Genomic DNA, 17621 nt, shown 5'->3' on the forward strand with positions numbered 1-17621 from the left:
AGACCGGCGAACGCACCCTGGTGGCCGGTGACTTCGTGCGCGGCTTCGTCGGCCTGGACAGCCACGAGTCAACCGCCCTCCTGGAGCTGCTGCAGCGGCGAATCACCGTGCCGGAGAACACCATTGGCTGGAACTGGGCGCACGGCGACGTCGCCATGTGGGACAACCGCGCCACCCAGCACCGGGCGGTCGACGACTACGACGACCAACCCCGGCTCATGCACCGCATCACGCTGATGGGCGACGTGCCGGTCAACGTGCGTGGCGAGCGCAGCCGGGTGGTCAGCGGCGCGCCGCTTCAGGCGCTGGCAAGTTAATGGTGACGACCCGCAGCGCCCGGCTACGCCGCGCTCGCGATCGTCACGAGTTAACTGGCGTCGGCGGTGGAGCTGATGTGATTGCTCGGCAACCAGCGCAGCGCGCCGGGCGCGGTGGCCGGGACGACGGGCGCCTTGGGCGGGATCGGCTCCAGCCGGCGATACGGCTGGCCCTGCGCCGGGCGCTGGTCGTCCTCACCGGCGTTCGGCCACAACGACGCGGCCCGCTCGGCCTGGGCGGTGATTGACAGCGAGGGGTTGACGCCCAGGTTCGCCGAGATCGCCGCGCCGTCTACCACGAACAGCGTCGGGTAGCCGTAGACCCGGTGATACGGGTCGATCACCCCATGCTCGGCGTTGTCGCCGATCACGGCGCCGCCGAGGAAATGCGCGGTCAGCGGGATGTTGAACAGCTCTCCCCAGGTGCCGCCGGCCACGGCGTCGATCTTGTCGGCGATGCGCCGGGTGACCTGATTCCCGACCGGGATCCAGGTCGGGTTCGGCTCGCCGTGGCCCTGCTTGCTGGTGTACCAGCGGATACCTAGCCTGCCGCGTTTGGTGTAGGTGGTGATGGAGTTGTCCAGGTGCTGCATGACCAAGGCGATCAGCGTGCGTTCGCTCCACTGACGGACGTTGAGCAACCGCATCATGCGACGCGGATCCTCGCGGGCCTGGTCCAACAGTTGCTTCCAGCGCGGCACGTCGCTGCCTTCGGGGCCGGTTCCGTCGGTCATCAGCGTCTGCAGCAGCCCCATCGCGTTGGAGCCCTTGCCGTAGCGGACCGGCTCGATGTGGGTGTCCGGCGTCGGGTGGATCGACGAGGTGATCGCCACCCCGTGCGTCAGGTCGAGGTTCGGGTCGACCTCGAGCTTGCCGGCGCCGACAATGGACTCGGAGTTGGTGCGGGTGAGCATGCCCAGCCGGTTCGACAGGCGGGGCAGCAGACCGTGGTCGCGCATGTTGAACAGCAGGTGCTGGGTGCCCCAGGTGCCGGCGGCCAGGATCACCTGCTTCGCCGTGTAGGTGCGCCGGTCGCGGCGCAGCCATCTGCCGGTACGCACGGTGCGAACTTCCCACAGCCCATCAGGACGCTGCTCGAAACGCTTGACCGTGGTCATCGGGATCACCTGCGCCCCAGCAGATTCCGCGAGAGCCAGGTAGTTCTTCAGCAGGGCGTTCTTGGCGCCGTAACGACAGCCGGTCATGCAGCAACCACATTCCAGGCAGCCGGTGCGCTCCGGCCCCGCGCCACCGAAGTAGGGGTCCGGCACGGTCTTGCCCGGGGCCTTGGTGCCGTCGGGGCCGAAGAACACGCCGACGGGAGTCGGCACGAACGTGTCGCCGCAGCCCATCTCGTCCGCCACCTGTTTGACGATCCGGTCGGCGTCGGTGAAGGTCGGGTTCTCCACCACGCCGAGCATCCGCTTGGCCTGCTCGTAGTGCGGCATCAGCTCGTCGCGCCAGTCCGTGATGTGCGCCCACTGCTGGTCTTTGAAGAACGGCTCCGGCGGCACGTACAGGGTGTTGGCGTAGTTCAGCGAGCCGCCGCCCACCCCGGCGCCGGCCAGGATCAGCACGTTCTTCAGGGGGTGGATCCGCTGGATGCCGTAGCAGCCCAGCCTCGGCGCCCACAGAAACTTGCGCAGATCCCAGGACGTCTCGGCGAAATCTTCGTCGGCGTACCGGCGTCCGGCCTCCAATACGCCGACGCGGTAGCCCTTTTCGGTCAGCCGCAACGCGCTGACGCTGCCCCCGAAACCCGAACCGATGATCAGTACGTCGTAATCCGGCTTCATCGCACCAGTATGGCCTTACCGGCGGGTAACAAGCCAGCTGCCCTCACCGGGCTAGCTACCGACGGTCAGGCCGACCTTCTGGAACTCCTTGAGATCGCAATAGCCGGCCTTGGCCATCGACCGCCGCAGGCCGCCGACCAGGTTGAGGCTGCCGAACGGATCGTCGGACGGCCCATTGAGCACCTGCTGCAGCGGCGGGCGCTCACCGACGGCGATCTGCAGCAGCGCCCCGCGCGGCAGCGAGGGGTGCGCCGCGGCGGCGGGCCAGAACCAGCCCTCGCCCAGCGCCTCGGCGGACTCGGCCAGCGGCGTGCCCAGCACCACCGCGTCGGCCCCGCAGGCAATGGCCTTCGCCAGCTCACCGGAGGTGTGGATGTCGCCGTCGGCCAGCACGTGCACGTAGCGGCCGCCGGTCTCGTCGAGGTATTCGCGCCGCGCGGCGGCGGCGTCGGCGATCGCGGTGGCCATCGGCACGCTGATGCCCAGCACCTCGTCGCTGGTGGTCACTCCCCTGGTCGCGCCGTAGCCGACGATCACGCCGGCGGCGCCGGTGCGCATCAGGTGCAGCGCGGTGCGGTGGTCCTGCACGCCGCCGGCGACCACCGGCACGTCGAGCTCGGAGATGAAGGTCTTGAGGTTCAGCGGTTCCCCGGCCCCATCCCTGTCTTGGGCCACTCTTTCGGCCGACACGATGGTGCCCTGGATGACCAGCAGGTCGATGCCGGCCTGCACCAGCACCGGCGTCAGCGCCTGGGCGTTCTGCGGGCTGACCCGCACGGCGGTGGTGACGCCGGCGTCGCGGATCCGGGCGATCGCGGAGCCCAGCAGGTCCGGGTTCAGCGGGGCCGCGTGGAACTCCTGCAGCAGCCGGATGGCCGCCGAGGGCTCGGGCTCCTTGCTGGCCGCCTCGACGAGTTGGGCGATCTTGGCCTCGACGTCGGCGTGGCGCCCGATCAGTCCCTCACCGTTGAGCACGCCCAGGCCGCCGAGCTTGCCGAGCTCGATCGCGAACTCCGGCGACACCAGCGCGTCGGTCGGATGCGCGAGCACCGGAATCTCGAACCGGTAGGCGTCCAGCTGCCAGGCGGTCGAGACGTCCTGCGAGGAGCGGGTGCGCCGGGACGCGACGATGCTGACTTCGCTCAGTTCATAGCTGCGACGGGCGACGCGGCCCATCCCGATCTCGACCATCTCCGGCCTCAGCGTGCGTAGTAGTTGGGGGCTTCGACCGTCATGGCGACGTCGTGCGGGTGGCTCTCCCGCAGCCCGGCCGCCGTGATCCGGACGAACTGCGCCTGCTGCAGCGCCTCGATGCTCGGCGAGCCGGTGTAGCCCATCGCGGCGCGCAGGCCGCCGGTCAGCTGGTGGATCACCGACGACAGCGGGCCGCGGAAGGGCACCCGGCCCTCGATGCCCTCGGGCACCAGTTTGTCTTCGGAGAGCGCGTCGTCGGCGAAGTAGCGGTCCTTGGAATACGACTTCCCGCTGCCCGAGCCGCGTCCGGCCATGGCGCCCAGCGACCCCATCCCGCGGTAGCTCTTGAACTGCTTGCCGTTGACGAAGATCAGCTCGCCGGGGGCTTCGGCGGTGCCGGCCAGCAACGAGCCGAGCATGGCCGTCGACGCGCCGGCGGCCAGCGCCTTGGCGATGTCGCCGGAGTACTGCAGGCCGCCGTCGGCGATCACCGGGACGCCCGCCGGGCCGCACGCCGCGACCGCCTCCAGAATCGCGGTGATCTGTGGTGCGCCGACGCCGGCGACCACCCGCGTGGTGCAGATCGAGCCCGGCCCGACGCCCACCTTCACCGCGTCGGCGCCGGCGGCGACCAGGGCCGCGGCCGCCGAGCGGGTGGCGACGTTGCCGCCGATCACCTCGACCTTCTCGCCCACCTCGGCCTTGAGCTTGCCGACCATGTCGAGCACCACCCGGTTGTGCGCGTGCGCGGTGTCCACGATCAGCACGTCGACCCCGGCGTCCACCAGCATCATCGCCCGGACCCACGCGTCACCGCCGACACCCACGGCGGCGCCGACCAGCAGCCTGCCGTCGCTGTCCTTGGTGGCCAGGGGATGCTGTTCCGTCTTGACGAAGTCCTTGACGGTGATCAGCCCGGTCAGCCGGCCGTGGCCGTCGACGATGGGCAGCTTCTCGATCTTGTGGCGGCGCAACAGCCCCAGCGCCGCGTCGGCGGACACGCCCTCCTGAGCGGTGATCAGCGGGGCCTTGGTCATCACCTCGGCCACCTTCTTGGTCTGGTCGACCTCGAACCGCATGTCGCGGTTGGTGATGATGCCGACCAGGGCGCCCGACTCGTCGACCACCGGCAGGCCCGAGATGCGGAACCGTGCGCACATCGCGTCGACCTGGGCCAGGGTGTTGTCCGGGCGGCAGGTGACCGGGTCGGTGACCATCCCGGCCTCCGAGCGTTTGACCATTTCGACCTGGCCGGCCTGCTCGGCCACCGGCAGGTTGCGGTGCAGGACACCCATGCCGCCGGCCCGGGCCATCGCGATGGCCATCCGCGACTCGGTGACCGTGTCCATCGCCGAGCTGACCAGCGGCACTTTGAGCCTGATCTTCTTGGTCAGCTGGCTGGAGGTGTCCGCGGTGGCGGGCACCACGTCGGAGGCCGCGGGCAGCAGCAAGACGTCGTCGAACGTCAGCCCGAGCATGGCGATCTTGTGCGGGTTGTCACCCCCGGTGGGCACCGGGTCGTCGACCAGGCCACCCACCCGCACATACGCACTGCCGACGAGGTCAGAGCTGTCTTCCAGGTGGGACGTGCCACGGGTCATCAGAGGGGCCCTCCATACGATGCGGCGTGAGAGAACCATCCTATCGGCTTGCCTGTCCCTGCCGTCCGCTTGCTCGGGCGCGCCGCGCGCACCAAACGGCGCGACGGAACCATCCGGCATGGCGAGTAGCCGCCTGCTGGCGTTATCCGGGGCGGGCTGCGTAGGCTAGAGGCGTGCGCGACCACCTCCCACCGGGTTTGCCGCCCGACCCTTTCGCCGACGACCCCTGTGATCCGTCGGCGGCCCTGGAAGCCGTCGAGCCAGGCCAGCCCCTGGATCAGCAAGAGCGAATGGCCGTCGAGGCCGACCTCGCCGATCTGGCCGTGTACGAAGCGCTGCTGGCGCACAAGGGTATTCGCGGACTGGTGGTCTGCTGCGACGAATGTCAGCAGGATCACTACCACGACTGGGACATGCTGCGGGCCAACCTGCTGCAGCTGCTGATCGACGGCACCGTGCGCCCGCACGAGCCCGCCTATGACCCCGAGCCGGACGCCTACGTCACGTGGGACTACTGCCGCGGGTATGCCGACGCGTCGCTCAACGAAGCGACCTCGGACGCCGACGGTTTCCACCGCCGGCACTGATTTAGCGGCTCACTGATTCGGAATCAGCGGCGCCACCGGCGGTGGCGTCTGGCCGTGATGGTGATGCTTACCCACTGACGGACTCGGCTGCGGGCTCGGCGCGGCCGGCGGCATCAGCGGTGCGGGTGGCGCCGCGGGGATCGCGGCGGAGGCCGGGCCGACCGGCGCCGCGGGAGGCGGGGCGACCGGGAGCGTGGCGTTCGGGTCGCGCGCGTCGACCTTCGCGTTCAACAGCTTCAGCTGGTCGGTCAGTTCCTGTTTGCTGGCCGGGTCGTCGATCGAGGCCACCAAGCTGCTCACCTCGGTCAGCTGATTCTTGGCCTGGTCCCACTGGCCGCGGTCGATCGATTCCTGCACCTTCGCCAGGTCGGCCTTGGCGGCCAGCATCTCCTGCTTTTCGTGGACCTGCGGCTGGTCGAAGAACATCGCGTGCAGCCCGTACAGGGTGCCGCCGGGCCGGGCCTCGACCACCATGGCGCCGAAGCCGCTGAGCACCATCAGCGCCGCGGCCACCGATCCGACGACGGCCAGTCCGCGATGGCCGCGCCGCCGTTCGGCCAGTCCGGTGCGCAACGCGTTGACGGCCTCTTCGGGCGTCACCAGGGCGCTGGCCGGCGGCCACCTCAGATTGTCGCGCCAGTCCTCCAGCAGTGTGGTGAGCACCTGAAAATCAGGGTCGTCGGGATCCTCGACCTGGCTGCCGGAGACCGGCCGGCGCTGGGCCAGCGCATCGAGCAGCAGGTCGGTGCGGGCGAATTCGTCCAGGGAGTCAGGCACAGTCACCTGCCGCGATCATCTCGGATTTCAGCCGCGACAGCGCGCGGTGCTGGGCAACTCGGACGGCCCCGGTGGTGCTGCCGACGGCGGTCGCGGTCTCCTCGGCGGACAGGCCGACGACGACGCGCAGGATCAGGATCTCGCGTTGCTTGGCGGGCAGGATCTCGAGCAGTTCGCTCATCCGGCTCACCGAATCCGCTTCGATCGCAAGCTGTTCGGGCCCCGCATCGTTCGACCAGCGATCGGGAATCGATTCGGTGGGATAGGCGAGATCGCGTCCGGCAGCGCGGTGGGCATCGGCGACCTTGTGGGCCGCGATGCCGTACAGGAAGGCCAGGAATGGACGCCCGCGATCGCGATAACGCGGCAGCGCCGTGATAGTCGCCAAGCACACCTCCTGCGCCACGTCATCCGCTGACAGGCCACCCCGATCGACGGTGCCGACACGCGCTCGGCAATATCGCACGACGATCGGACGGATGGTCTCCAGCACCTCCCTCAATGCGTTGTGGTCGCCGGTGACGGCCTTGGCGACCACAGCGTCGAGACGTTCCCCTGCTGGAATTGTCATCGACGGTGATATCTCCAACGTTACGAAGCGGACACATCGCGGGCCAACCGGGCTAACTAACGAAATGACAATAACGGTCGGGAGGCTGTTTCAAGCGGAACGCCACGTCCCACCGGCGCGCCGCACCTGGCCTGCGCAGACATCGCGGATTTCGTGCAGTTGGTGTGCCACAAACGTGACGCTTCCGATATCGATCAGCAAGCAAGCCAGCGCCCAACGCAGTGGCAGCAGCCCTAACCGGCCCGCATCCGTCAGCGCGGCGTCCGCGAGCGCGCGGGCACGCTCGAGGTTGCCCGCGCAGCACAGCGCGGCGGCCAGCACCACTTCGCTTTTGACCCGGTGGCGGGGCGATGCGACGGTCATGGCCGCCGCCAGCTCCACGCCTTCGCCGGCGTGGCGGACGGCGGCGTCGCCTTCGCCGCGGGCCATCGCCAGTTCGGCGGCCACCCATCGTCGGCGCACCGGCAGCCGATCGGGCACCGCCGCTTCAAAATTCGGCGAAGCAAGCAGCGGATCGGTGCGCGCCAGCAGCGTCGCCGCGGCCGCGAAGCGCCCGACGCCCAGCGCGTCGGCGGCCAGCCCGATAAGCGCGTCGGCGCACGCCTCGGGGTCGCCGCCGGCCAGCGCCAGGGCGCGCCCGTCCCAGCCCCGCGCCACACCGTGCCAACCGAGCTGGCGCAAAAACGACCCCTGCGTGCTCCTGCCCAGCGACGCCAGCCGCCCGGTGGGCGCGATGCGCCGCAGCACCGCGAGGTCGCGGTAGGCGGCGCCGTAGCGCCCCTGGCCCCCGGCCGCCACGGCGCGCAGCCACAGTTCCTCCGGCGTCGTCGCCGACGGCAGCGGCCAGGCGGGGCGGTCCCCGAAGGCGGCGCCGGCCAGCCGCCGCCCAATCACGGAAGTGTGACGAGTTTCAATCACAATGATGTAGTAAACAGTTTGTGGTCTTCATGTTACCGAACCGTTAATCACTATAGCCCATGGATAAATTCGCCTTATCCCCCTACCACGCGCTGAGCTGGGCAATCTCGTTTCGGCCAACCGCCTGGTAGCACGGCATACGTTTCGCAATTTCAATCGAGATGAACGCAAAGTTAATTCTGCTCCAACGGGCACATACTTTGCCGGGCTAAGTGGCTATTGACGGAAATTCACCGCCGCCCCTAACGTCTACGCATGACGGGTAGTCATCGGTGACTCCACTCCACTTAATTTAAGTTGCACCCAACCGCTTTCACGAACCTGACCTCGAGCGGGCGGTGCAGAGAGGGAACGAACCAATGCCACAGCCGGAGCAGCTACCTGGACCCAACGCCGACATCTGGAATTGGCAACTGCAGGGCTTATGCCGCGGCGTTGACTCGTCGATGTTCTTTCACCCCGACGGTGAACGTGGCCGGGCCCGCATGCAGCGCGAGCAGCGCGCGAAGGAAATGTGCCGGCAGTGCCCGGTCATCCAGGAGTGCCGGTCGCACGCCCTCGAAGTCGGTGAGCCCTACGGGGTTTGGGGCGGCCTGTCCGAGTCCGAGCGCGACCTGCTGCTCAAGGGCGACATCGGCCGGGGGCGCACCATCCGCCGGTCGGCCTAAGTCCCGCACGGCGCGCGCGATTTGCGCCCGCCCCAATGGATTCGAGCGAGGACACGTGCGACGCGGATGTTCGGGCGCACCACCCGGCCGCATCGAACCCCCTCGACAACTGTCCGAGTCCGCGGCCGCAGGGCCCTGCCGAGGTCGCTGGGCCGGTAGGCTTGGTCGCCGGGGACGCCTAACGGAGGGGAACGCAGATGGCCGACACCGCGGCAGATCGCGCTATTAACAACGTCTTTGAGGCCGTGAACACGACGGCGACCCACCTCGGCCGCATCGTGGGTTTGATCGCCGGCGCGGCGGGGCGGGCCGCGCAAGAGGTGGTCGACCTGGTTTGGGACTACCGCGACCTGGCCAGCGAGGTGCGCAAACCCGCGGAGTAGGCCGTTTCGGCGCGGGCCAATGTGGGTAGGCACCGCAAATGAACAAGGCCGCATGCTTTGCGGTCGCGGCGTTCACCGCGACCGTGGCCTCGCTAGCCGGGTGCTCGAACCAGCAAGGCAGCCAGCCCAATACGTCACCGTTGACCAGCTCGACCCCCGGCGCGGAGCGGCTGACCACCCAGCTGAAGACCGCCGACGGCAGTCCGGTGGCCAACGCCACGTTCGAATTCGCCAACGGCTATGCGACGGTGACCGTGGAAGCCGGACCCAACCAGGTGCTCAGCCCCGGTTTCCACGGGCTGCAGATCCACGCGGTCGGCAAGTGCGAGGCCAATTCGGCTGCGCCGAGCGGCGGCTCGAGCGGGGACTTCGACTCCGCCGGAAGCGTTTACCAGGCGCCCAATCACACGAGTTACCCGGCCAGCGGCGACCTGACCGCCTTGCAGGTGCGCTCCGACGGTTCGGCCAAACTGGTCACCACCAGCAACGCGTTCACCTCCGCCGACCTCAGAAACAGTGCGGGCACCGCGCTGATCATCCACCAGACCGCGGACAATCTGGGCAGCACCGCCCCGACGGGTGAATCCGGCAAGCGGCTGGCCTGCGGTGTGATCGCGGCGTCGTCGACCACCACAACCTCGTCGACCACCAGCGTGACGACCAGCACCACCACCACCGTGGTGCCGCCGGCATCCACCAGTACGAGCACCAGCACCGTCACGGTCACCAGCAGCCCGACCCTGACGTCGACACCGACCACGACTGTCACGACACCGCCCACCTTCCCTCCCGGGCGCTGACGCTCGAGCCACCATGAAGGGGAACACCCCCGATCCGCAAGGGACCGGGGGTGTTTCGCGTCGCCTAGTCGGCATCGGCGACTGCGGTCAGTTGGGTGATCGCTGTGTCGAATGGCTCGGGACTACGCAGGGCGCGGCCGAGGATCAGCGCGCCCTCCACATTGATCCACACGCTCGTTGCCAGCTGCACGGCCCTGTCGTGGCTCAGGCCTTTCTCGGTGAGCCGGGCGGCGAGCGTGGTGATCAGATCCTGGAAGGCTCGCCGCGTCACATCGCTGAGTTGGTCGGACGCGGGCGTCGACTCGATGACGATGGGAGCGACCGCGCACCCCTCGCGGTAGTTGCTTGACACCAGTTCATCGCGTTCGCGCCCGATAAACGCCGCGATCAGTTCAGCCGCGGTGCGGGTGCTGGCCGCCGCGCGGTTGATGTCTGCGATGCGGTCGGAAGCGTGCAGAAGAGTGACCTCGCTGGCGAGTTCTTCCTTCCCGCCCGGGAAGTGAAAGTAGATCGACCCGCGCGGGGCGGCGCTCTCGGTGACTACGTCCGACAGGGCAGTGCCGAGATAACCGTGTTCGCGGAACAAGCGCCGCGCGGCGGCGGTCATCCGCGCCTTGCTGTCACTCTTCCTTGGCATGTCGTCCATCATACATAGCTCCTTGCAGGTGCCTGGATAGCGCAGTACTCTCGGCAATAGTTGTAAGTATGTCGCACGACATAGTATCTCTGTTCGCCGGAGCCCCGCTCCGCACCACGAAAGGAACGCCATGCCCGTCTACCAGTGCTACAGCCCGAAGGGCCTATTGACCCGGTCCGCGAAAGCCAAGATCGCCGAGGAGATGACCACCATGTACTGCGACGCCACCGGAGCGTTGGCGGCGTGGGTCAAAGTGCTTTTTCACGAACTCCCCGAGGGCGACTGCTTCACGGCCGGCAAACCGGCAACGCAGTCGTTGATTCTCGGCTTCAACCGCCACGGACGTGACCTCATGACGCGGCAGGCAATGCTGCGTCAGCTCGCGCAGATCTGGACGCGTAACTCGGGCCAGCCCGAGGCCGACCTATGGATCTCGATCGCCGAAGTCGATCCCACGAATGTCATGGATGCCGGCTTGTTCATCCCCGCGTCCGGCCACGAGCGCGAATGGCTCGAGCAGAACCGGACCAGGCTTGCCGAACTGGGAATTGCGTCCTGACAAGCGCTGCCTTCCAACGTATTTCGATAAACAACTGTAACGAGGAAACACCATGACCAAATCACTGCACGGATCGATCGAGACGGCCTCACATCAGGTCGACCGGTTGACGATCCAGATCGACGACACGTTCGACGGGTTCAAGAATCGCTACGAGCAAGCGGTGCCTGCTTTCCAGAGCGAGATATTCGACTCCCTCATCGAACGAGAAGCCGACTGGCAGACCGTTCTAGAGGCCACCGCCCAGAACGCGCCGCACGGCTTCATTCTCTATTGGTCACACGATTTCACGTCGCTGATGCGGCTGGCCGGCGACCGCGGCCGTTGCGTCGAGTACCTGATGGGCAATCACACGATCGCGCAGAAGATGTACCGGTACAACCCGGCCGTTCTGCTCTATACGCCGTTGCGCACTGCCATTGTGGAGGACGCCGACGGCACCACATGGTTTACCGTTGACCAACCCAGCACGCGGTTCAGCAGCTTCAACACACCTCAAATCACCACGGTAGGAATCGAATTGGATCACAAGCTGGCCACGTTGCTGGAGCATCTCGGCGCCTCCGTGCCTGCCGGACTCACCGCACCGCGTTAGTCACGGCTCAGACGACCGCGGTGACTTGGATCTCGACGCGCATCTTCGGACTCGCCAGCGCGGCGACGCCGATGCATGTCCACAGGGGCGCGTGCTCGCCCATGCGCCGGCGAAACTGTTCGACCATGGTGTCCAGGTGCTCGGACCCGATCCGGCCATCCGCTCCGGGGACGTGATAGGAGTGCACGTGCACCACGTCGCGCCAGGAGGCTCCCGCCGTCGACAACGTCCGTTCGACGTTGTCGAAAGCCGCAATGATCTCGTCGCGCGCCGACTCCGGATAGCGCCAGTGCTCGTCCCACCCTCCCTGCCCGGCCGTCTCCACCCGGTCCCCGTAGCGAACGGCCTGCGCATAGTGGAACTCCCGAAGCTGGTGGTCGCCATAGCCGGGAGTGACAGAAAATATCGGCCTACCCATGGGGGCCATCTTCGTCGCCGACCGCGTCGCGGGTACTCGCTTCGCCCGCAATCGACCGCAGGCGCCGCCAAACGCCCCTAGTGTGCTGACATGCAGACGCTGCTGTTCACCCTCGGGCTGGTCTTGTTCCTGCTCGGACTGTTCACCGGATTGCCCCTGCCCGTGTTGAAAAACCGGCGCATGGCGCTGTCGAGTCACCTCGAGGGGGTCCTCAACGGCATGTTCCTCGTGTTGCTGGGCCTGCTCTGGCCGCACGTCCACCTGCCCGAGGCGTGGGCAATCACGGCGGCGGCCCTCGTCGTCTACGCCGCCTACGCGAACTGGTTGGCGACGCTGCTCGCGGCGGCATGGGGCGCCGGCGGCAGGCTCGCGCCGATCGCGACCGGCGACCACGAGGCCTCGGCGGCAAAGGAGAAGTTGGTCAGCGTCCTGCTGGTCTCCCTGGCGCCGTGCATCGTGGTCGGCGTCGTCATCGTCATCGCCGGGCTCTGACGGCGCTACCGGGAGTGCACATCCGGCGTGCGGACATGCTCGGGACGAAAACCACGTCCGACGAAAATCGGCGGAATCGCTTGCAGCGGACCCATACCCACGATCTTGGGGACGCGAATCGGGGACAGGTCACCGCTCAAGTTGGGCGCGATCGCCCTGTCCTGCATGAACACCTGAAAAGCCTGGACGATCCGGGTGGGTAGCTCGCGCCGCCGCTGCACTCTCGCGAGGTCTTCGTCGGTCACCCGGCCCTCGCGCAGCGGGGCGCACAGGACGTTGGCCGCGGCCACCGCGTCGGCCACCGCGAGGTTGATGCCGACCCCGCCGGCCGGCGACATGGCGTGCGCCGCGTCGCCGATGCACAGCAGGCCCGTTCGCCACCACGTCTCGAGCCGATCCACCCGCACGTCGAGTTCGCTGGTGTCGTCCCACGAACTCAGGTCGTTGACGTGCTCTCGCAGCCGCGGTTGCGCGGTCGCGATCCGCTCCTTGAACTCCTCGAGGGATCCCTCCCGCGGGTTTGATCCCTTCGGCATCAAATAGGCGATCTGCCAGTAATCGCCCCGGTAGATCATCGCCATCATCAGGCCCTTGCGCAGCACCGCGAACAGTTCCTGGGGGTCGCCGGGGCGCCATTTCAGCCGGAACCACAGCACATCCATCGGCGAGTGCGCCGCTGCGGTCTGCAGCCCCGCCGCGGCGCGCACCGCGGACTTGCGTCCATCCGCGGCGATCACCAGCTGGGCGCGCACCTCGAGGTCCGGCGTGCGCACCCCGGCCACCCGGTCGCCTTCGACCATGACGTCGGTGACCTCGGCATTGCGAAGCAAGGTGAATTCGGGGTAGGCAGAAGCCTTTTCGGCGAGGAAGTCGAGGAAGTCCCACTGCGGCATCATGGCGATATAGGGCTGCCGGAAACCGAGCCGCTTGAGCACCTTGAAATTGCCGAAGGTGCGAATGGAGCCGTCGGTGTCGAAGGCGACCCGGTCGATCTTGGTGTGCGGTAGCCGCAGGAACTCGTCGATGAACCCCAGCTCGTCCATGATCCGCAGGGTGGACGGGTGCACGGTGTCGCCGCGGAAGTCGCGCAGGAAGTCGTTGTGCTTCTCCAAGACCACGACCCGGATTCCGGCCCGGGCGAGCAGCAGAGCATGAACCATCCCGGCGGGACCGCCGCCGGCAACACACACCTCGGTCTGCAGCACTTGCGTCATGGGCGGGACTCCTCGTGGAGTGTGGAATACGAGTGCAGACTACGGCATCGACACCGTCTACGACGTCGCCGCCGACGCGGGGCCGATGCCGAACACCTGCACCTCGGCCGACTTTCCCTTCAGGGCGTGAAAACCCCTGTCCGTCAGTCCCATTGGCGGGGACCGCAGCGCGTCGACGGTCTGCTGGGTCAGCAGGATCGCGTCCCCGGTGGTTTTGGTGAGCTGTTCGACGCGGGCGGCGACGTTCACGGCGTCGCCGATGAGCGTGAATTCGAGTTTGCCTCCGCCGCCGATGGTTCCGGCGATCACCTTGCCGGTATTGATCCCGATGCCGATGCGAAGCTCCCCTTCGAATCGCTCGGCGACGCGGCGATGAATCGATACGGCGGTATTCACCGCGGCATCGGCATGTCGCTCAAGATCGTTGGGGGCGCCGAAAACGGCGAGAGCGCCATCGCCGAGGAATTTGTTGACGTGCCCGCCGGCGTCGACCACGGCGGGAACCACTATCTCGAACAAAGCATTGAGCCGGGCGACGGCGTCCTCGGCAGTGTTGGCCTCGGCGAACGGGGTGAAATCGCGGACGTCGACGAACATCACCGTCACGTCGCGGCGCTCCCCGGTGAAGACATCGTCGCCCTGCTGCAATAACCGGGCCGCCAGAATGGGGTCGACGTAGGTCCCGAACGCGCCCTGAAGTCGTTGCCGCTCAGCCAAACCCGCCTGCATGCGATTGAACGACGCCGCCAGCGCCCCGAGGTCGTCGTCCTGGACCACCGGCAGGCGCCGGCTGTAGTCGCCGGCGGCAACGCGTTCGGTTCCCTCGGCGAGGTCGCGAATGGGTCGAAGGGACGGTGCGAAGATGGCGCCGACGCTGACCGGCATGGTGAAGCCGATCAATAGCACGCTCCCGATCCCGATGGCCAGCAGGGGCGCATCGACGACGCGGGCGAACACGATCGCGACTATCGCGGCGGTGACGGCGTTCGTGAACGCGACCGACAGCATGGACACGTTCGCCCAGGCGGCGAAGGTCGGCCGAGAGCGCGGCAGGGAATCACCGATCCCGCTGTCACCGGTGATGGCGGCCCGCACCGGCCGCAGCGCCCCTTCCACGTAGCTGTGCACGGAGGCCAGCTGGGCGACGCCTCCGATGACGGCGCCCAGCACCGCGAACTGCACCAGCCGCGACCCGCTCGCCCCGGCGATCACACCGACACCGCCGAACAGCAGCGCGGCCCAGACCGCGGTGACACCCACGGCCCGGGCGGCGCACCCGCGCGCGAAGACATAGGTCTGCTCCAGCGCCCTGGCCGCGTCGACCTCGCGGCCGGCCGCCCACCGCTCGGCAAGGCGCAGGCGGCCTAGGCCGGGAAGTACCACCAGGTACTGCAGCACCAGCATGCCGACCAGGGTGACCGCGGCCGCCTCGACGTAGTGATCCGACTTCTGGAACGCGACAACGACAAACGACCATCCGAGGAAGGTCGGCGCCCCCAGGACGACGGTGATCGCGAAGGCCACCCACGTATACCTCGCGCCGTGCCGATCCCACGCCCATTGCCAGATGCGGTCCATGCCGCGAAAGTAAACGCCGAGATGCCGCCGAGCATGAGCAAAAGCGAGTAATCGATTACCCGATCAAACCCGAGCCGCTCGGCGGATACTCGGCTCACAACCGAAGGGAGAGCGTCATGTCGAAGCAATTCGATGGGAAGGTCGCGTTCATCACCGGCGCCGCCCGTGGGCAAGGTCGGTCGCATGCGGTGCGGTTCGCCGAGGAGGGTGCCGACATCATCGCCGTCGATCTCTGCGGTCAGATCGACAGTGTCGCCTACCCGATGACCACCCCAGAGGATCTCGACGAGACCGTCAACCTGGTCGAAAAGACCGGCCGCCGGATCGTCGCAGCGCAGGGCGACGTCCGCGATTTCCAGGTGCTACGAACCGCAGTCGCCAACGGCCTGGCCGAGTTCGGCAGAATCGATTTCGTACTCGCCAACGCCGGGATCCTGCCGGGGGTCGGCGAACAGCGCCATGACATCGCTGCCTTCGTCGATTCGGTCAGTGTGATGCTCAACGGCGTGTACTACACGGTCGAGGCGGCCCTGCCCGGGATGCTCGACCATGGCGAGGGCGGGGCCATCGTGATCACGAGCTCGACCGCTGGGTTGAACAGCCTTTGCCCGACGTTCAGTAGCCGCAGCCACGGCTTGGCCGGCTACCACGCAGCAAAACACGGCGTTGTCGGGCTGATGAGGTACTACGCAACATCCCTGGCGGAGAAAAACATTCGCGTCAACACGGTGCATCCGACCGGGGTCGCGACGCCGATGATCGTCAACGAACCTTTTGCCCAATTGATGGCCGAGCATCCCGAAGGTGCATCAGCGTTGCAGGCGCCGCTGCCGGTAGAGCTCATCGAAGCCGCGGATGTGAGCGAGGCGATGGTCTACCTCTGTGGGCGCTCGGGCCGCTATATCACCGGAGTCACATTGCCGGTGGACGGCGGGATTTCGGTGAAGTAGTGCGCGGCACCACCGCCTTCACTCGACGCGACGAACCGCTGTATCGAGCCCGAAGACGTTGACAGCGGCTGACTTGCCTTTCAATTCGTGGGATCCCCGGTCGACGAGTCCGGCCGGTCGAGAAGCCAAGGCGTCGACGGTCTGCTGGGTCAACAGGATCGCGTCCCCGGTGGTTTTGGTGAGCTGTTCGACGCGGGCGGCGACGTTCACGGCGTCACCGATGAGCGTGAATTCGAGTTTGCCTCCGCCGCCGATGGTTCCGGCGATCACTGCACCGGTGTTGATCCCGATGCCGACCCGCACTGCTCCGCCGAATCGTTCGGCTACCAAGTGCTGAATGCGCAACGCCGCGCTCGCCGCCGCGTCGGCATGATCGGCAAGATCGTTAGGGGCGTTGAAGACGGCCAGCGCGCCGTCGCCGAGGAACTTGTTGACATGGCCACCGGCATCGACCACCGCAGGCACCACGATCTCGAACAAAGCATTAAGCCGGGCGACGGTGTCCTCGGCAGTGTTGGCCTCGGCGAACGGGGTGAAGTCGCGGACGTCGACGAACATCACTGTCACCTCGCGGCGCTCGCCGGTGAAGACGTCGTCACCTTGCTCGAGCAGTCGCGCGGCTAGAGCCGGGTCGACATAGGTCCCGAACGCGCCCTGAAGTCGTTGCCGCTCAGCCAATCCCGCCTGCATGCGGTTGAACGACGCGGCCAACGCGCCAAGGTCGTCGTCCTGAACCACTGGCAGGCGCCGGCTGTAGTCGCCCGCCGCAACCCGTTTCGTCCCTTCGGCCAGGTCGCGAATCGGCCGCAGCGAAGGCGCGAACACCGCGGCGACGGTGATAGGTACCGCGAAGCAGAGGATCATCCCGGCCGCGATCAGGAGGTAAAGCAGCGGGAAACGTCCAGCTCGCTCGAAAACCACCGCCAGCAGCGCACTTGAGAGGGCGAACGTGAACGCGACGCCGAGCATGGAGACGTTCACCCACGCCGCAAAGCTCGGATGAGACCGAGGCAGGGAGTCGCCGATTGCAGTGCTATCAGCGATAGCAGACCTGGCCGGCCGCAGCGCCGCTTCCACGAAGCTGTGCACACCGATGAGCTGGATGCCCGTTCCCATTGCGGCGCCCATGATCCCGTATTGGACCAGCCGCCACCCCGACGCCCCGGCGATCCCAGCCACGACGACCAAGAGCAGGGCAGCCCAGACAGCGGTGACCACCACGGCTCGGGCAATTGTCCGCCGGCCCCACCTGTAGGTGGAGTGCAATGCCCGCGCCCGATCAACATCCCGGCCGGCCGCCCAACGGTCCACGACACCACTGCCGCCCCGGCCAGGAAGCACGAGCATGTACACCAGCACCAACCCGGCGACAATGTTCACGGTGACGGTCTCGACGTAGTGGCCAGATCCTTCGAGAGCGACAACACAGAACGACGGAAGAAGGAAGATCGGCAGGGTCAGGGCGTAGAGGACCGCGCCAATCGCCCACGAGTATCTCGTCTTATACCGATCCCACGCCCACTGCCAGATGCGGTCCATGCCGCGACCGTAGACGCTCAACCGCGG

The 17621-nt window shown here is 67.3% G+C and carries 20 protein-coding genes; 9 read left to right on the top strand and 11 right to left on the bottom strand.

The annotated features are described in order from the left end of the window. Positions 1–317: TauD/TfdA family dioxygenase (locus tag A5622_RS21320; protein ID WP_197505184.1), on the top strand; the 317-nt coding region annotated here is incomplete at its 5' end. A 50-nt stretch (positions 318–367) separates the two neighbouring features. Here A5622_RS21320 and A5622_RS21325 read toward each other — a convergent pair. Genes A5622_RS21325 through guaB form a run of 3 tightly spaced genes read right to left on the bottom strand, consistent with a single transcriptional unit; the run spans position 368 to position 4908 of the window. Further along, complete coding sequence (locus A5622_RS21325; RefSeq protein ID WP_066881055.1) at positions 368–2113, bottom strand: GMC oxidoreductase; 1746 nt, start codon at positions 2111–2113, stop codon at positions 368–370. A gap of 51 nt (positions 2114–2164) precedes the next feature. Then, on the bottom strand, positions 2165–3304 hold the full coding sequence (locus A5622_RS21330) for a GuaB3 family IMP dehydrogenase-related protein (protein WP_066866872.1): 1140 nt from the start codon (positions 3302–3304) through the stop codon (positions 2165–2167). Positions 3305–3312: 8 nt separating this feature from the next. Then, a complete protein-coding gene (guaB, locus tag A5622_RS21335) occupies positions 3313–4908 on the bottom strand; it encodes an IMP dehydrogenase (RefSeq protein WP_066881057.1) in 1596 nt (531 codons plus the stop codon). Between the two features lie 173 nt (positions 4909–5081). Between guaB and A5622_RS21340 the strand changes: the two genes are divergently transcribed. Continuing rightward, entirely contained in the window at positions 5082–5495 is a 414-nt protein-coding gene (locus tag A5622_RS21340) for a DUF5319 domain-containing protein (RefSeq protein WP_007773416.1), read from the top strand. A gap of 9 nt (positions 5496–5504) precedes the next feature. On the opposite strand, the gene A5622_RS21345 is transcribed toward A5622_RS21340, so the two are convergent. The 3 genes from A5622_RS21345 to A5622_RS21355 all read right to left on the bottom strand — a co-directional run bounded on the left by A5622_RS21345 (position 5505) and on the right by A5622_RS21355 (position 7761). Continuing rightward, the gene (locus A5622_RS21345; protein ID WP_197508069.1) at positions 5505–6278 is read right to left on the bottom strand and encodes an anti-sigma-D factor RsdA; all 774 of its coding nucleotides are present in this window, start codon (positions 6276–6278) and stop codon (positions 5505–5507) included. Next, on the bottom strand, positions 6265–6843 hold the full coding sequence (locus tag A5622_RS21350) for a sigma-70 family RNA polymerase sigma factor (RefSeq protein ID WP_066881061.1): 579 nt from the start codon (positions 6841–6843) through the stop codon (positions 6265–6267). Before A5622_RS21350 ends, A5622_RS21345 begins: the two co-directional genes overlap by 14 nt. 90 nt (positions 6844–6933) lie before the next feature. Then, a complete protein-coding gene (locus tag A5622_RS21355; RefSeq protein WP_066881063.1) occupies positions 6934–7761 on the bottom strand; it encodes a hypothetical protein in 828 nt (275 codons plus the stop codon). A 359-nt stretch (positions 7762–8120) separates the two neighbouring features. On the opposite strand from A5622_RS21355, the gene A5622_RS21360 reads away from it, so the two are divergent. The 3 genes from A5622_RS21360 to A5622_RS21370 all read left to right on the top strand — a co-directional run bounded on the left by A5622_RS21360 (position 8121) and on the right by A5622_RS21370 (position 9612). Then, entirely contained in the window at positions 8121–8429 is a 309-nt protein-coding gene (locus tag A5622_RS21360) for a WhiB family transcriptional regulator (RefSeq protein ID WP_064883744.1), read from the top strand. Positions 8430–8626: 197 nt separating this feature from the next. Beyond that, on the top strand, positions 8627–8812 hold the full coding sequence (locus tag A5622_RS21365) for a hypothetical protein (protein ID WP_066866864.1): 186 nt from the start codon (positions 8627–8629) through the stop codon (positions 8810–8812). A gap of 38 nt (positions 8813–8850) precedes the next feature. Then, a complete protein-coding gene (locus A5622_RS21370) occupies positions 8851–9612 on the top strand; it encodes a superoxide dismutase family protein (protein ID WP_066881065.1) in 762 nt (253 codons plus the stop codon). A 64-nt stretch (positions 9613–9676) separates the two neighbouring features. Here the strand turns inward: A5622_RS21370 and A5622_RS21375 are convergent, their stop codons facing one another. Beyond that, entirely contained in the window at positions 9677–10261 is a 585-nt protein-coding gene (locus A5622_RS21375) for a TetR/AcrR family transcriptional regulator (RefSeq protein WP_232003019.1), read from the bottom strand. Between the two features lie 118 nt (positions 10262–10379). Between A5622_RS21375 and A5622_RS21380 the strand changes: the two genes are divergently transcribed. Both A5622_RS21380 and A5622_RS21385 read left to right on the top strand, forming a co-directional pair. Next, entirely contained in the window at positions 10380–10808 is a 429-nt protein-coding gene (locus A5622_RS21380; protein ID WP_066866860.1) for a tautomerase family protein, read from the top strand. A gap of 52 nt (positions 10809–10860) precedes the next feature. Further along, the gene (locus A5622_RS21385; protein ID WP_066881068.1) at positions 10861–11403 is read left to right on the top strand and encodes a DUF302 domain-containing protein; all 543 of its coding nucleotides are present in this window, start codon (positions 10861–10863) and stop codon (positions 11401–11403) included. Between the two features lie 7 nt (positions 11404–11410). Here A5622_RS21385 and A5622_RS21390 read toward each other — a convergent pair whose 3' ends face one another. Then, on the bottom strand, positions 11411–11821 hold the full coding sequence (locus tag A5622_RS21390; RefSeq protein ID WP_066881095.1) for a Rid family hydrolase: 411 nt from the start codon (positions 11819–11821) through the stop codon (positions 11411–11413). 90 nt (positions 11822–11911) lie between these two features. On the opposite strand from A5622_RS21390, the gene A5622_RS21395 reads away from it, so the two are divergent. Next, positions 11912–12313 carry a hydrogenase gene (locus A5622_RS21395; RefSeq protein ID WP_066866853.1) on the top strand — a complete coding sequence of 134 codons (402 nt, stop codon included), beginning with the start codon at positions 11912–11914 and terminating at the stop codon, positions 12311–12313. Positions 12314–12318: 5 nt separating this feature from the next. On the opposite strand, the gene A5622_RS21400 is transcribed toward A5622_RS21395, so the two are convergent. Together A5622_RS21400 and A5622_RS21405 are read right to left on the bottom strand one after the other, a co-directional pair. Further along, positions 12319–13527 (bottom strand): FAD-dependent oxidoreductase, encoded by a 1209-nt coding sequence (locus tag A5622_RS21400; RefSeq protein ID WP_082976171.1) that lies wholly within the window; start codon positions 13525–13527, stop codon positions 12319–12321. A 57-nt stretch (positions 13528–13584) separates the two neighbouring features. Then, positions 13585–15105 (bottom strand): adenylate/guanylate cyclase domain-containing protein, encoded by a 1521-nt coding sequence (locus A5622_RS21405; RefSeq protein ID WP_066881070.1) that lies wholly within the window; start codon positions 15103–15105, stop codon positions 13585–13587. Positions 15106–15221: 116 nt separating this feature from the next. Between A5622_RS21405 and A5622_RS21410 the strand changes: the two genes are divergently transcribed. Then, positions 15222–16055: a mycofactocin-coupled SDR family oxidoreductase gene (locus A5622_RS21410; protein WP_066866341.1), complete on the top strand. Its 834-nt coding sequence runs from the start codon at positions 15222–15224 to the stop codon at positions 16053–16055. A gap of 18 nt (positions 16056–16073) precedes the next feature. Here A5622_RS21410 and A5622_RS21415 read toward each other — a convergent pair whose 3' ends face one another. Further along, the gene (locus tag A5622_RS21415; protein ID WP_066866339.1) at positions 16074–17594 is read right to left on the bottom strand and encodes an adenylate/guanylate cyclase domain-containing protein; all 1521 of its coding nucleotides are present in this window, start codon (positions 17592–17594) and stop codon (positions 16074–16076) included. Positions 17595–17621: the final 27 nt, after the last annotated feature.

It is taken from the genome of Mycobacterium sp. 1245801.1 (genome assembly GCF_001673055.1).
Taxonomy (GTDB): Bacteria; Actinomycetota; Actinomycetes; order Mycobacteriales; family Mycobacteriaceae; genus Mycobacterium; species Mycobacterium europaeum_A.

What these genes read in the sequence shown, in the direction of transcription:
- A5622_RS21325 (WP_066881055.1), bottom strand. Translation starts at nt 2,113, where the DNA reads ATGAAGCCGGATTACGACGTACTGATCATCGGTTCGGGTTTCGGGGGC.
- A5622_RS21330 (WP_066866872.1), bottom strand. Translation starts at nt 3,304, where the DNA reads ATGGTCGAGATCGGGATGGGCCGCGTCGCCCGTCGCAGCTATGAACTG.
- guaB (WP_066881057.1), bottom strand. Translation starts at nt 4,908, where the DNA reads ATGACCCGTGGCACGTCCCACCTGGAAGACAGCTCTGACCTCGTCGGC.
- A5622_RS21350 (WP_066881061.1), bottom strand. Translation starts at nt 6,843, where the DNA reads ATGACAATTCCAGCAGGGGAACGTCTCGACGCTGTGGTCGCCAAGGCC.
- A5622_RS21360 (WP_064883744.1), top strand. Translation starts at nt 8,121, where the DNA reads ATGCCACAGCCGGAGCAGCTACCTGGACCCAACGCCGACATCTGGAAT.
- A5622_RS21365 (WP_066866864.1), top strand. Translation starts at nt 8,627, where the DNA reads ATGGCCGACACCGCGGCAGATCGCGCTATTAACAACGTCTTTGAGGCC.
- A5622_RS21370 (WP_066881065.1), top strand. Translation starts at nt 8,851, where the DNA reads ATGAACAAGGCCGCATGCTTTGCGGTCGCGGCGTTCACCGCGACCGTG.
- A5622_RS21375 (WP_232003019.1), bottom strand. Translation starts at nt 10,261, where the DNA reads ATGATGGACGACATGCCAAGGAAGAGTGACAGCAAGGCGCGGATGACC.
- A5622_RS21380 (WP_066866860.1), top strand. Translation starts at nt 10,380, where the DNA reads ATGCCCGTCTACCAGTGCTACAGCCCGAAGGGCCTATTGACCCGGTCC.
- A5622_RS21385 (WP_066881068.1), top strand. Translation starts at nt 10,861, where the DNA reads ATGACCAAATCACTGCACGGATCGATCGAGACGGCCTCACATCAGGTC.
- A5622_RS21390 (WP_066881095.1), bottom strand. Translation starts at nt 11,821, where the DNA reads ATGGGTAGGCCGATATTTTCTGTCACTCCCGGCTATGGCGACCACCAG.
- A5622_RS21395 (WP_066866853.1), top strand. Translation starts at nt 11,912, where the DNA reads ATGCAGACGCTGCTGTTCACCCTCGGGCTGGTCTTGTTCCTGCTCGGA.
- A5622_RS21400 (WP_082976171.1), bottom strand. Translation starts at nt 13,527, where the DNA reads ATGACGCAAGTGCTGCAGACCGAGGTGTGTGTTGCCGGCGGCGGTCCC.
- A5622_RS21405 (WP_066881070.1), bottom strand. Translation starts at nt 15,105, where the DNA reads ATGGACCGCATCTGGCAATGGGCGTGGGATCGGCACGGCGCGAGGTAT.
- A5622_RS21410 (WP_066866341.1), top strand. Translation starts at nt 15,222, where the DNA reads ATGTCGAAGCAATTCGATGGGAAGGTCGCGTTCATCACCGGCGCCGCC.
- A5622_RS21415 (WP_066866339.1), bottom strand. Translation starts at nt 17,594, where the DNA reads ATGGACCGCATCTGGCAGTGGGCGTGGGATCGGTATAAGACGAGATAC.